Source organism: Streptomyces sp. SD31 (genome assembly GCF_052068475.1).
Lineage (GTDB): Bacteria > Actinomycetota > Actinomycetes > Streptomycetales > Streptomycetaceae > Streptomyces.
In genome coordinates this window covers 58,647-71,446 of the sequence record NZ_JBQHCX010000006.1, presented here as the reverse complement: position 1 = coordinate 71,446, position 12,800 = coordinate 58,647, and the positions used below count along the sequence as shown (strand labels likewise).

General features: G+C 72.4%; 13 protein-coding genes. 7 read left to right on the top strand and 6 right to left on the bottom strand.

Annotated features, from left to right (window positions below; all coding sequences use genetic code 11):
* Window positions 1–2: 2 nt before the first annotated feature.
* On the bottom strand, window positions 3–221 hold the full coding sequence (locus ACTMVF_RS14545) for a hypothetical protein (RefSeq protein ID WP_441271428.1): 219 nt from the start codon (window positions 219–221) through the stop codon (window positions 3–5).
* A 115-nt stretch (window positions 222–336) separates the two neighbouring features.
* Between ACTMVF_RS14545 and ACTMVF_RS14540 the strand changes: the two genes are divergently transcribed.
* Window positions 337–1,242 carry a LysR family transcriptional regulator gene (locus tag ACTMVF_RS14540; protein ID WP_441271757.1) on the top strand — a complete coding sequence of 302 codons (906 nt, stop codon included), beginning with the start codon at window positions 337–339 and terminating at the stop codon, window positions 1,240–1,242.
* A 110-nt stretch (window positions 1,243–1,352) separates the two neighbouring features.
* Here the strand turns inward: ACTMVF_RS14540 and ACTMVF_RS14535 are convergent, their stop codons facing one another.
* Complete coding sequence (locus ACTMVF_RS14535; RefSeq protein WP_441271427.1) at window positions 1,353–1,916, bottom strand: NAD(P)H-dependent oxidoreductase; 564 nt, start codon at window positions 1,914–1,916, stop codon at window positions 1,353–1,355.
* A gap of 100 nt (window positions 1,917–2,016) precedes the next feature.
* On the opposite strand from ACTMVF_RS14535, the gene ACTMVF_RS14530 reads away from it, so the two are divergent.
* From ACTMVF_RS14530 to ACTMVF_RS14515, 4 genes are read left to right on the top strand one after another with little or no spacing between them, the layout of a single operon-like run.
* Window positions 2,017–2,691, top strand: coding sequence for a TetR/AcrR family transcriptional regulator (locus ACTMVF_RS14530; protein WP_441271426.1), 675 nt, complete (start codon window positions 2,017–2,019; stop codon window positions 2,689–2,691).
* 58 nt (window positions 2,692–2,749) lie between these two features.
* Window positions 2,750–3,784 (top strand): LacI family DNA-binding transcriptional regulator, encoded by a 1,035-nt coding sequence (locus ACTMVF_RS14525; protein ID WP_441271425.1) that lies wholly within the window; start codon window positions 2,750–2,752, stop codon window positions 3,782–3,784.
* 18 nt (window positions 3,785–3,802) lie between these two features.
* Window positions 3,803–4,981, top strand: a complete 1,179-nt coding sequence (locus ACTMVF_RS14520; RefSeq protein WP_441271424.1) for a 4-hydroxybenzoate 3-monooxygenase — start codon at window positions 3,803–3,805, stop codon at window positions 4,979–4,981.
* 30 nt (window positions 4,982–5,011) lie between these two features.
* A complete protein-coding gene (locus ACTMVF_RS14515) occupies window positions 5,012–6,448 on the top strand; it encodes an aldehyde dehydrogenase family protein (RefSeq protein ID WP_441271423.1) in 1,437 nt (478 codons plus the stop codon).
* Between the two features lie 9 nt (window positions 6,449–6,457).
* Here the strand turns inward: ACTMVF_RS14515 and trxA are convergent, their stop codons facing one another.
* The gene (gene trxA / locus ACTMVF_RS14510) at window positions 6,458–6,844 is read right to left on the bottom strand and encodes a thioredoxin (protein ID WP_301994950.1); all 387 of its coding nucleotides are present in this window, start codon (window positions 6,842–6,844) and stop codon (window positions 6,458–6,460) included.
* 131 nt (window positions 6,845–6,975) lie between these two features.
* On the opposite strand from trxA, the gene ACTMVF_RS14505 reads away from it, so the two are divergent.
* Window positions 6,976–8,409 (top strand): dihydrolipoyl dehydrogenase family protein, encoded by a 1,434-nt coding sequence (locus ACTMVF_RS14505; RefSeq protein WP_441271422.1) that lies wholly within the window; start codon window positions 6,976–6,978, stop codon window positions 8,407–8,409.
* Between the two features lie 7 nt (window positions 8,410–8,416).
* Here the strand turns inward: ACTMVF_RS14505 and ACTMVF_RS14500 are convergent, their stop codons facing one another.
* Both ACTMVF_RS14500 and ACTMVF_RS14495 read right to left on the bottom strand, forming a co-directional pair.
* Window positions 8,417–10,000 (bottom strand): ABC-F family ATP-binding cassette domain-containing protein, encoded by a 1,584-nt coding sequence (locus tag ACTMVF_RS14500; protein WP_441271421.1) that lies wholly within the window; start codon window positions 9,998–10,000, stop codon window positions 8,417–8,419.
* A 145-nt stretch (window positions 10,001–10,145) separates the two neighbouring features.
* Window positions 10,146–10,790: a peptide deformylase gene (locus ACTMVF_RS14495; protein WP_441271420.1), complete on the bottom strand. Its 645-nt coding sequence runs from the start codon at window positions 10,788–10,790 to the stop codon at window positions 10,146–10,148.
* Window positions 10,791–10,950: 160 nt separating this feature from the next.
* Here ACTMVF_RS14495 and ACTMVF_RS14490 point away from each other — a divergent pair, with 160 nt between their 5' ends.
* The gene (locus ACTMVF_RS14490) at window positions 10,951–12,351 is read left to right on the top strand and encodes a PepSY-associated TM helix domain-containing protein (protein WP_441271419.1); all 1,401 of its coding nucleotides are present in this window, start codon (window positions 10,951–10,953) and stop codon (window positions 12,349–12,351) included.
* Between the two features lie 67 nt (window positions 12,352–12,418).
* On the opposite strand, the gene ACTMVF_RS14485 is transcribed toward ACTMVF_RS14490, so the two are convergent.
* Window positions 12,419–12,766, bottom strand: coding sequence for a tetratricopeptide repeat protein (locus ACTMVF_RS14485; protein WP_441271418.1), 348 nt, complete (start codon window positions 12,764–12,766; stop codon window positions 12,419–12,421).
* Window positions 12,767–12,800 lie beyond the last annotated feature (34 nt).

Genomic DNA, 12,800 nt, shown 5'->3' with positions numbered 1-12,800 from the left:
GCTCAACGGCACGGCGCGTCCGACCGGGCGTCGGCCGGGCGGCTGCGCGAGACGATCCGCATCCCCCGGGCATCGACGACCCGAACCTGCAGCGAGCCGCAGCCGCACCGCGTCCACACCGTGCTGCCCCCCGCCGTGCTGTGCCGGGAGACCACCTGGAAGGGCTCGGCGCCGTCGGGCCACCCGCAGTGCGGGCAGACGGTGCCGGTGGTGCTGGTCATGGCGACTCCTCGTACGTCGTGGCTGGTTGACCGTCGCGACACAACCAAGGGTGCGGTGCGGACTTCGTACACGTCCAGGTTGACTTTCTGCACCTCACCTTGAAGCGTGGGCTTCATGATTGACCTGCGCCGACTGCACGTGCTCAGGGCGGTCGCCCACTACGGCACGGTCACCGCGGCCGCCCGCGCCCTGCACTTCACGCCCTCCGCCGCCTCCCAGCAGATCCGGCAGCTGGCCCGCGATCTCGGCGTCGACCTGCTGGAACCGCAGGGGCGCGGGGTGCGCCTCACTGCGGCTGCCGAGAGCCTGCTCGCGCACGCGGACGCGATCCAGGCCCGCTGGGAGGAGGCCGAACTCGACCTGCGCGCCGAGTACAGCGCTCCTACCGGACAGCTGCGCGTCAGCGGCTTTCCCATGGCCGTGTCGGTGCTGCTGGCGCCCATGGCGGTACGGCTGCGGGCGCGGTATCCGCAGCTGACCGTACGGATCCAGGAGACGGGGGTGCCGGAGAGCTTCGACCTGCTCTTCGAGGGTGAGGCCGACCTGGCCGTGGTGGAGGTAACGCCGCACAACCCGCCGCTGAGCGACGCGCGCTTCGACCAGCAGCCGCTGCTGGACGACCCGTACGACCTCGTCGTCCACGAAGAGCATCCGCTGGCCGGACGCGGGAGCGTCGACCTCGCGGAGGCGGCGCACGACGACTGGATCGCGCCGGTGCCGGAGAGCGCCTGTCGCCCGCATGTGATGTCGGCGTGCGCGGCGGCCGGATTCACCCCCGGCGTGGTCCATCACGCGCTGGACTGGAACGTCACCGCCCACCTGGTCGCCCACCGGCTCGGCGTCGCCCTGATCCCACGGCTGGCCCAGCTGACCCCGCACCTGCCGATCAGCCGGGTGCGCTGCGTGGGCGATCCCCATCGCAAGGTGCTCACCTGTACACGCCGGGGCTGCCGGGAACGCCCGGCGGTGAAGGCGGCGTTGGAGGAGCTGCGGGAGCTCGCGGTCACGGCGGTGGCCTGACGCGAAGGAGCGGCCCGGCACGGAGTCGTGGTCCGGCATGAAGTCGTGGCCCGACACGAAGCGAGGCCGGAGCTCTGGGCTCCGGCCTCTGTGGGGGTCCTGCGGTCCGATCAGGCGGCAGCCGTCTCGCCCGCGTGCCCGTGGACGCGGGCGATGACCTCGGTCAGCTGGGCGGCGACCTCGGCGTCGTCGGCCGGGTGCGTCTCGGCGAAGCGGGTCAGCGAGCCGGGGATCGCCAGCTTGACGTCCTCCAGCACCTTGCCGCCGGCGATGCCCACCGACTTGCGGGTCTCGTCCTGCGCCCACACGCCGCCGTACTGGCCGAAGGCGGTGCCGACCACGGCGACCGGCTTGCCGCCGAAGGCACCGGCGCCGTACGGGCGGGACAGCCAGTCGATGGCGTTCTTCAGCACGGCCGGGATGGTGCCGTTGTACTCGGGGGAGAAGAGCAGGAACCCGTCGGAGGCCTGCGCGGCCTCGCGCAGCTTGGCGGCGGCGGCGGGGACGCTGCCCTCGACGTCGATGTCCTCGTTGTAGAAGGGGATGTCGGCGAGGCCCTCGAAGAGCACGACCTCAGCGCCCTCGGGAGCGAGCTTGACGGCCGCCTCGGCCAGCTGACGGTTGTGCGAACCGGCGCGAAGGCTGCCGACGAGCGCGAGGATGCGAACAGACATACGAACTCCAAGGGTGCTGAAACACTGCCGTCACGAACCGGACCGAGGTCCGGTTACGTTTCTAGCACCTTAACCGGACCGCGGTCCAGTTTCATCCCCGATGCTTTACGCTGGCTTCATGTCCGCCGTACTGCCGCCCTTCCCCCAGCCGCAGGAGCCCGTCAGCAAGCCTCCGTTGCTGGAGGTCGGTTCCGCCGCCGACGAGCCCTGCCTGCGCGCCGACGCGGCCCGTAACCGCGCCCGGCTGCTGGAGGCCGCCGCCCGGCTGATCGCGGAGCACGGCGCGGCCGGGGTGACCATGGAGGCGGTGGCCGCGGAGGCCGGGGTGGGCAAGGGGACGGTCTTCCGCCGCTTCGGCGACCGCACCGGTCTGCTGACGGCGCTGCTGGACCACTCCGCGAGGACGCTGCAGGCCGACTTCCTCGGCGGGCCGCCGCCGCTGGGCCCCGGGGCACCGCCGGTGGAGCGGCTGCGGGCGTTCGGCGTGGCGGTGCTGTACCGCGCGGCCGAACAGCTGGACCTGCAACTGGCCGCCCAGCCGGAGCCGACCCGTCGCTACTCCCACCCCTCGATCCGGGCGCTGCACACCCACGTCACGGTGCTGCTGCGGCAGATCCTGCCGGACGCCGACTGCGATCTCCTCGCCCAGACGCTCATGGCGTATCTCGACCCCGCCCTGGTCCACCACCTGACCAGGCAGTGCGGCATGCCCATGGAGCGACTGGAGAAGGGCTGGCTCGACCTGGTCGACCGTGTGACACGCACCGGGGCGTGAACACCGGCAGACCCTGACCCGGACCCCACTCACAGGCTCTGCAAAGATGCCGTACGTCATGGTGCAGATACCGAAAACGCCCGCGCCCGCTTCCCCCGCACAGCGCTCGGTACCCACGAGCGCCGATGTGGCCCGCCTGGCCGGCGTCTCGCGCGCGACCGTCTCCTATGTCCTCAACAACACCAGCGCCGTCCGGATCAGCGAACCCACGCGCCGCCGCGTCCACGACGCCGCGAAGGAACTCGGCTACGTCCCGCACGCGGCCGCCCGCAGTCTGCGCGCCGGGCACAGCCGTATGGTCCTGATGCCCGCGCCGAGCTTCCCCGCCGGTTCCCTGTACGGCCAGTTCCTCGGCGACCTCCAGACGGCGCTCGGCCGCCTCGACTACACCGTCGTGCAGCACGGCAGCGTCGCTCTGCACGGCGACGAAGCCGCCCGCGCCTGGGCCGAGCTGCGTCCCGTCGCCGTCCTGGTGTCGGGCTCCGGCCTCGGCCCGAAGGGTGTGACGGTGCTCAAGCGCTCCGGCGTCCGGGCCGTGGTCTCGCTGGGCCCCGAGTCCGTCGAGGGCGCCCACGCCCTGCTGATGGACTACGAGGCCGTGGGTCACTGCGCGGGCAGCCACCTGTACGACCGCGGCCGGCGCCGCATCGGCGTCGTCGTGCCCGAGGAGGACGGCCTGGAGTCCTTCTCCACACCCCGCCTCGAAGGCGTACGGCGCGCCCTGCACGGCACGGACGCCACCGTGACCGAGCTGCCCCTCGCCTACACGGAGGCGTCCGCCGCGCGGCTCGCCGCCCGCTGGCGCGACCTCGGCCTCGACGCCGTGTTCGCCTACAACGACGAGTACGCGATGCTGCTGATGCGCGCCCTGCAGGACGAGGGCGTCCGCGTCCCCGCCGACACGGCCGTCATCGGCGCCGACGACCTGATGCTCGGACGGCTGCTGCGGCCTAGGCTGAGCACCGTGCACATCGAGCTGCCGTCCGGCCGTGAGCTCGCGGAACTGGTCGACCGCGCGGTGCGCAACCCCGGCACCGCACCCGAGACGCACAAGGTGCTGGGAGCGACGGTGGTGCACCGCGAATCCAGCTGAACCCAGGGGAGGCGGGACATGCGCACGACCGTCGGCATCATCGGAGGCGGCCCCGCCGGACTGCTGCTCGCCCGCCTGCTGCACCGCGCCGGCGTCGACTGCGTCGTCCTGGAGAGCCGCACCCGGGAGTACGTCGAGCAGCGCCAGCGGGCCGGGATGCTGGAGCAGGGCACGGTCGACGCGTTGCGCGAGGCCGGCGCCGCCGAGCGGCTGACGGCCGAAGGGCTGGTGCACCAGGGCATCGAGCTGCGCTTCGACCGGGAACGCCACCACATCGACTTCCCTGCCCTCACCGGCGGCCGTACGGTGACGATCTACGCCCAGACCGAGATCGTGAAGGACCTCGTCGCCCTCCAACTTGCCGAGGGACCGCCGTTGTTGTTCGAGGCCGAGGCGCTCGCCGTCGAGAAGCCGGAGAGCGCGACGCCCGTCGTACGGTTCCTGCACGAGGGCCGCGAGCAGACGCTGACCTGCGAGTGGGTCGCCGGCTGCGACGGCTTCCACGGCATCTCCCGCGCCGCCTTCCCGGCCGGGGCGAGCCGCTCGTACGGGCACGACTATCCGTACTCCTGGCTCGGGATCCTGGCCGAAGTGCCGCCGTCCTGCGACGAGTTGATCTACGCGCGCGGCGAAGGCGGCTTCGCCCTGCACAGCATGCGGTCGGCGTCGGTCTCCCGGCTCTACCTCCAGGTCCCCGACCACACCGACCCCGACGACTGGCCCGACGACCGCGTCTGGGACGAACTCGCCGCGCGCTTCGCCATCGACGCCGACTGGACCCTCAATCGCGGACCCATCACCGTCAAGTCCGTGACGACGATGCGCAGTTACGTCCACGAACCGATGCGCCACGGGCGGCTCCTGCTCGCCGGGGACGCCGCCCACATCGTCCCGCCGACGGGGGCCAAGGGCCTCAACCTCGCCGTGTCGGACGTACGGGTCCTGGCCCGCGGCCTCATCGAGCTGCACCGCACAGGGAGCGTGCAACTCCTCGACAGTTACTCCGAGTTGTGTCTCCAGCGGGTGTGGCAGGCCACCCGTTTCTCGGACGACATGACTAGGATGTTGCATGTTCAACCAGACGGGGATGCGTTCGACCACCGGATGCAGCTCGCGCGGCTGCGCCGGATCACGGCATCCCGTCACGCGGCCGCCGAACTGGCGGCGAACTACTCGGGACTTCCGCTCCCCCTGTGAGTCCCGCTGGTGATCGAACGGAGAGTCGCAATGCCGTTGCTCGACCCGAAGACCTGGCAGTCCAGCTCCCTGTCGGGAGATGAGTACGCCGTCACCGAGCCCGCCACCGGCGACACGCTCGGCACCGTCACCCTGGCCGGCGCCGCGGACGTCGGCACGGCCGCCGAGGCAGCCCGCGCCGCCCAGGCCGAGTGGGCACGCCTCCCGCACTTCGTCCGCGCCGCCGTGCTGCGCAAGGCCGGCGACCTGTTCACGGCGCACGCCGACGAGCTGCGCGAGTGGCTCGTGCGCGAATCCGGCTCGATTCCCGGCAAGGCCGACTTCGAGCTGCACGTCGCCTCCCAGGAGTGCTACGAGGCCGCCGCCCTCGCCTCCCGCCCGGCCGGGCACATCCTGCCCAGCGAGGCGCCCCGGCTGTCGTACACGCGCCGGGTCCCCGTCGGCGTCGTCGGCGTGATCGCCCCGTTCAACGCCCCGCTGATCCTCTCCATCCGCTCCGTCGCCCCGGCCCTCGCGCTCGGCAACGCGGTCGTGCTGAAGCCGGACCCGCGCACGGCGGTCTGCGGCGGCCTCTCCCTCGCGGCGATCTTCGCCGAAGCGGGCCTGCCCGAGGGGCTGCTGCACGTCCTGCCGGGCGGTCCGGAGGTGGGCCAGGCGCTGGTCGCCGACCCGCGCGTGCCCGTCATCTCCTTCACCGGGTCCACGGGCGCGGGCCGGGCCGTCGGCGAGGCCGCCGGACGCCATCTCAAGCGTGCGCACCTGGAGTTGGGCGGCAACTCCGCCCTGATCGTGCTGGAGGACGCCGACATCGACGCGGTGATCTCCACGGCCGCCTGGGGCTCGTTCTTCCACCAGGGCCAGATCTGCATGACGACCGGCCGCCACCTCGTCCACCAGTCCCTGTACGAGGAGTACGTCGAGCGGCTCGCGGCCAAGGCCGACTCCCTCGCCGTCGGCGACCCGCACCGCGCCGAGGTCCACCTCGGTCCGCTCATCGACTCGGGCCAGCTGGGCAAGGTGCACGGCCTGGTGGAGGCCAGCACCTCCCGGGGCGCCAAGCTGGCCGCGGGCGGCACCCACGAGCAGCTCTTCTACCGGCCGACCGTACTCGCCGGCGTAGACGACCAGACGCCCGCGTACGCCGAAGAGGTCTTCGGCCCCGTCGCGCCCGTACGCCCCTTCAGCACCGCCGACGAGGCCGCCGCCCTCGCCGCGGCGAGCTCCTACGGCCTCTCCCTGGGCATCGTCACCGCTGACGCCGCCCGCGGCCTCGACCTGGCCGAGCGCATCCCGACCGGCATCGTGCACATCAACGACCAGACCGTGAACGACGAGGCCGTCGCGCCCTTCGGTGGCATCGCCGCCTCCGGTACCGGGGCCCGGTTCGGCGGCGAGTCCAACCTGGAGGCGTTCACCGACGTGCGCTGGACGACGGTGCGCGGCGACGTGGCGGCATACCCGTTCTAGACCTGGGCCCTACTGGCCGTTCTGCTCGGCCTGTGCCTGCTGAGCGGCCACGGCCTGGTGGACCTCGTCCATGTCGAGCTTCCTGGCCTGCCCGATGACGTCCGCGAGGGCGGCCTCGGGCAGCGCCCCGGGCTGCGCGAACACGGCCACACGGTCACGGACGATCATCAGCGTCGGAATCGACTGGATCCCGAAGGCGGCGGCCAGCTCCGGCTGCGCCTCCGTGTCGACCTTGCCGAACACAAGATCAGGGTTCTCCTCGGCCGCCTTCTCGTAGACCGGGGCGAACTGACGGCACGGCCCGCACCAGGACGCCCAGAAGTCGATCAGGACGAACTCGTTGTCCGTGACCGTCTCATCGAAGTTCTCCTTGGTGAGCTCCACGGTGCTGCTCATGGCGTATTCCCTCTTCCTGGTGTCGGGGCGAAGCCGTCGGCGACAACACGACCGTACGGCTGGGTATTCCGTCGTATCTCGGCGCGCGTACCCGTGTGGCCAGGCCGCACACCACCCGTAAGACTGACCCCATGACGGAAACGGATTCCAACGCATACGACGTCGTGGTGCTCGGGGCCGGGCCCGTGGGGGAGAACGTGGCCGACCGCACCCGCGCGGCCGGCCTCTCCACCGCGGTCGTGGAGAGCGAGCTGGTCGGCGGCGAGTGCTCGTACTGGGCCTGCATGCCCAGCAAGGCGCTGCTGCGCCCGGTCATCGCCCAGGCCGACGCCCGCCGCCTGCCGGGCCTCAGCCAGTCGGTACAGGGCACCCTCGACGCGGCCGCGGTCCTCGCCCGACGCGACGAGTACACCTCGCACTGGCAGGACGACGGCCAGGTCGGGTGGCTGGACGGCATCGGCGCCGACCTCTACCGCGGTCACGGCCGCCTCGCCGGACCCCGCGCCGTGGAGGTGACCGGCTCCGACGGAGTACGCCACGTCCTGACCGCCCGGCACGCCGTGGTCGTCTGCACCGGCAGCGGCGCCCAGTTGCCCGACCTGCCGGGGCTCGCCGAGGTCAAGCCGTGGACCAGCCGCGAGGCCACCAGCGCGAAAGCCGCGCCCGGCCGGCTGGTCGTCGTGGGCGGCGGCGTCGTCGCCACCGAGATGGCCACCGCCTGGCAGGCCCTCGGCTCCCGGGTCACCCTCCTGGTCCGCGGCAAGGGCCTGCTGTCCCGCATGGAGCCCTTCGCCGGCGAACTGGTCGCCGAGGCGCTCACCGAGGCGGGCGTCGACGTCCGCACCGGCACCTCCGTCGAGTCCGTGACCCGGGAGAACGGCACGGTCGTGGTCGTCACGGGCGGCGGCGACCGCATCGAGGCCGACGAGATCCTCTTCGCCACCGGACGCACCCCGCGCACCGACGACATCGGCCTGGACACGGTCGGCCTGGAACCCGGCTCCTGGCTGGAGGTCGACGACAGTCTCCGCGTCACCGGCAGCGAATGGCTGTACGCGGTCGGCGACGTCAACCACCGCGCCCTCCTCACCCACCAGGGCAAGTACCAGGCCCGCATCGCGGGCGCCGCCATCGCCGCCCGCGCCTCCGGTGTGCCCCTGCTGGAGTCCGACCCCTGGGGCGCCCATACAGCGACAGCCGACCACGCCGCCGTCCCGCAGGTCGTCTTCACCGACCCCGAGGCCGCCGCGGTCGGCCTGTCCCTGGCGGAGGCCGAACAGGCCGGCCACCGCGTCCGCGCCGTCGACGTCGAGTTCTCCTCGGTGGCCGGCGCGGGCCTCTACGCCGACGGCTACCGCGGCCGCGCCCGCATGGTCGTCGACCTGGAACGCGAGATCCTCCTCGGCGTCACCTTCGTCGGCCCCGGCGTCGGCGAACTCATCCACTCGGCGAGCATCGCCGTCGCCGGCCAGGTACCGATCGGCAGGCTGTGGCACGCGGTTCCGTCGTATCCGACGATCAGCGAGGTGTGGCTGCGGCTGCTGGAGTCCTATCGCGACAACTGAGCCCGCCTCATCCGGCCACCGACTCCAGGTAGTCCTCGCTCCACAGATCCTCCTCGCCGTCCGGTAGCAGCAGGACCCGGTCCGGGCGCAGCGCCCCGATGGCGCCCGCGTCGTGGGTGACCATGACGATCGCGCCCGGATACGCGCCCACCGCCGCCAGGACCTCGGCCCGGGAAGCGGGGTCCAGGTTGTTGGTGGGCTCGTCCAGGAGCAGCACGTTGGCGCCGGAGTGGACCAGGCCCGCCAGGGCCAGGCGCGTCTTCTCCCCTCCGGAGAGGACACCGACACGTTTGTCGGCGTCGTCGCCGGAGAACAGGAACGCGCCGAGGACACGCCGGACCTCACCGTGGGTCAGATGCGGGGCCGCCGAGGCCAGTTGGGTGCTCGCCGTCGCATCCGGGTCCAACGTGTCGTGTTCCTGGGCGAAGTAGCCCAGGCGCAGTCCGTGCCCGTGGACCACCCGGCCGCCGTCGGGACGTTCCTGACCGGCCAGGACGCGCAACAGCGTGGTCTTTCCCGCGCCGTTGGGCCCGAGAACGACCAGACGGCTGCCCCGGTCGACGGCCAGATCGACGCCCGCCAGCACGCGCTGGTCGCCGTACGCCTTGCTGAGGCCGACGGCGCCCAGGGGGATGCGGCCGCACGGCTCCGGTTCGGGCAACCGGATCCTGGCCACCTTGTCGCTGCGCCGCACCGGTTCGAGGTCGGCGAGCATACGGTCGGCGCGGCGGGCCATGTTCTTCGCGGCCACGGCCGTCGCCACGCGGGCCCGCATCCTCTCGGCCTGGGCGTGCAGCGACGCCGCCTTGCGCTCGGAGTTCGCCCGCTCCCGGGCCCGCCGCCGCTCGTCGGCCTCCCGCTGGGCGAGGTAGGCGTCCCAGCCGGTGTTGTGCACGTCGATCGTGGCGCGCTGCGGATCCAGGTGGAACACCCGGTTCACCGTGGCGGCCAGCAGGGACGTGTCGTGGCTGATCAGCACGAGCCCGGCGTGATGGCCGGCCAGAAACGAGCGCAGCCAGGCGACCGAGTCCGCGTCCAGGTGATTCGTCGGCTCGTCCAGCAGCAGGGTGCCGTGCTCCGCGAACAGGATGCGGGCCAGCTCCACACGACGGCGCTGTCCGCCCGACAGCGCACCCAACGGCCGGCCCATCAGCCGGGCCGGAAGTCCGAGACCCGCGGCCACCCGGGCCGCCTCGGCCTCCGCGGCGTAACCGCCGGCGGCCTGGAACCGGGCCTCGACGCGCACATAGGCGTCCATCGCGCGCCGCGTACCGTCGGCCATGGCCTCCTCGGCACGGCGCAGGGCGCGTACGGCTCCATCGAGGCCCCGCGCGGACAGGATCCGGTCGGTGACGGTGACCGTCGGGTCGGCGGCGCGGGAGTCCTGGGGCAGATGCCCGACCTCGCCGGTGCGGGTCACCGTCCCGGCGGCCGGGGGCAGCGTGCCGGCAAGCGTGTTCAACAGGGTGGTCTTTCCGGCGCCGTTGCGGCCGACCAGGCCGATGCGGTCGCCGGGGGAGAGGTGGAAGGAGATGCCGGACAGCAGCAGACGCGCGCCGACGCGCACGTCGACACCACTAACGGTGATCATGAGAAGACGCTCCGAACAAGCAATCCGAACAAGCAAGAGGACACACGGGTGGCGTGGAAGCGGGTCCTCGGCTAGGAAATTCGGGGCGTAGACATGCGGTCAGGCTAACGCGGGCGCCGGGCCGGACGCCTTCGAATTTTCTCGGTCACGGCAGCTCGAAGCCCAGCGCCTCGGCGGCCCGCGCCGGCGTCGGCGCCGCCCAGCGCTCCGCGATCGCCTGATTCGAGGCGAGGGAGCGCAACTCGGCCCGGTCCAGGTAGAGAACCCCGTCGAGGTGGTCCGTCTCGTGCTGCACGATGCGGGCGGGCCACCCCGTGAACACCTCGTCGACCACACGCCCGTGCTCGTCCTCGCCCGTCAGCCGCACCTCGGCGTGCCGGGCCACCACCGCCTGATAGCCCGGCACACTCAGACAGCCCTCGAAGAACGCGGCACGAGCGGAGCCGACCGGCTCGTACGACGGGTTCACCAGCACCCGGAACGGCTGCGGCACCCGTCCGCGCGCCAGCCGCACCTCCTCCGGCACCGGTGCCGGGTCCTCGATCACCGCGATCCGCAGCGCCACACCGACCTGCGGTGCGGCGAGGCCGACGCCCGGCGCCGCGTGCATGGTGATCCGCAGAGCCTCGACGAAGCGGGCCAGCAGCGCCGGGTCCAGCTGGCCGTCGAAGCGCTCGGTGGGACGCCGCAGCACCGGGTCGCCGGCCGCCACGATGGCCAACGGCCCCTCATTGGCCAGGAGTTGCTCGACCTGCTCGGCCAGGGGTGCGCGATCGCTCGGAGTTGCCATCGCGCCAGCATGCCACGGCGTACCCACCACTCACCGACTCCCCTGTGACGTACGCCACGTAACAAGTCGGGAACTCGACGGACCCTTCGCCCGACTACTGGACCGCTACATCAGACAGAGAACGTCCCCACTCCCCGTCCCACCCCCGGAGATGCCGCCGATGTCCACCGCTCCCTCGACCGCCACCGAGGAGTCGACGCAGCCCGACGCCCCGGCCTCGGCGCCCCGCAGATGGGCACCGCTGCGCCCGCTCGTCCTGCGTCTGCACTTCTACGCCGGAGTGCTCGTCGCGCCGTTCCTGCTCGTCGCCGCGGCCACCGGCTTCCTGTACGCCGGCGCGTTCCAGGCCGAGAAGATCGTGTACGGCCACGAGATGACCGTCCCGGTCGGCGACGAGAAGCTGCCGATATCCGAGCAGGTCGCCGCCGCGCGCAAGGCCCACCCCGAGGGCACGGTCTCGGCGATCCGGCCCTCCCCGGCGGACGACGCCTCCACCAGGGTCCTGCTGTCCGGCGTCAAGGGCGTCGACGCCGACCACACGCTCGCCGTCTTCGTCGACCCGTACACCGCGAAGGTGCGCGGCGCCCTCGAACAGTACGGCTCGACCGGCGCGCTGCCCCTGCGCACCTGGATCGACGAGTTCCACCGCGATCTGCACCTCGGCGAGAACGGCCGCCTCTACAGCGAGCTCGCCGCGAGCTGGCTGTGGGTGATCGCGGGCGGCGGCCTGGTGCTGTGGTTCTCCCGCCGCCGCGCCCTGCGCAAGGTGCGCGGGACCAGCGGGCGACGCCGCACGCTCGGTCTGCACGGCACGGTCGGCGTCTGGGCCGCGGCCGGCTTCTTCTTCCTCTCGGCGACCGGCCTGACCTGGTCGGCGTACGCCGGCGCCAACATCGACGAGCTGCGCACCTCGCTCGGCCAGGCCACCCCGTCCCTCTCGGCCGCGGCGGGCGGCGACCACGCGGCTCACGGCGCCGCCGCGGGCACCGGCGGGAGCGGCGAGCACGGCATCGGCCTCGACAAGGTCCTGGCGGCCGCGCGCGCCGAGGGCCTGGGTGAGCCGGTGGAGATCGTGCCGCCCGCCGACGCCTCGTCCGCGTACGTGGTGAAGCAGGTGCAGCGCAGCTGGCCGACGAAGCAGGACTCGGCCGCGATCGACCCGGCCACCGGCGAGGTCGTCGACGTGCTGCGGTTCGCCGACTACCCGGTGCTGGCCAAGCTGACCCGCTGGGGCATCGACCTGCACACGGGCGTCCTCTTCGGCCTGGCCAACCAGATCGCCCTGATGCTGCTCGCGCTCTCGCTGATCGTGCTGATCGTGTGGGGCTACCGCATGTGGTGGCAGCGCGGCCGCGGCTCGGCTTTCGGTCGCCCCGTCCCGCGGGGCGCCTGGCAGCAGGTGCCGCCGCAGATCCTGGTCCCGCTGGTGGCGGTCGTCGCCGCACTCGGCTACTTCGTGCCGCTGTTCGGCATCTCGCTGGCCGCCTTCATCGTGGTGGATGTCGTCCTCGCAGAGGTGGCCCATCGGCGGGGGACGCGGACGCCCGCGGAAGTGAACTAGCGGGAGGAAGACTTGGGGCCCGGTTCCGGGGGGGAACCGGGCTCCAGGTATTGCTTGCTCGCACCGTTCAGAGCCGCTCGAAGTCACCCGCCAGCGCCGAGGCGAGGCGCAGGTGCGGCTCGGCTTCCTCGTGCCGGCTCTGCCGTTGCAGGGTGCGGCCCAGCATCAGCCGGGCGTAGTGCTCGACGGGGTCGCGCTCGACGATGACGCGCAACTCGTCCTCCGCGCGCCGCAGTTGGGCCGAGTGGTAGTAGGCGCGTGCCAGCAGCAGCCGTGTTCCGGTCTGCTGCGGGGCCTCCTCGACCAGCTTGCCGAGGACACGCGCGGCGGCGGCGTAGTCCTTGGCGTCGAAGAACATCTGCGCGCGCTCCCAGCGCTCGGCCGGTGTTCCGTGGTCGTAGTACGTCGTGTCCACTCGTGCCTCCTTCGGCTTCGACGCCGTCAACGGA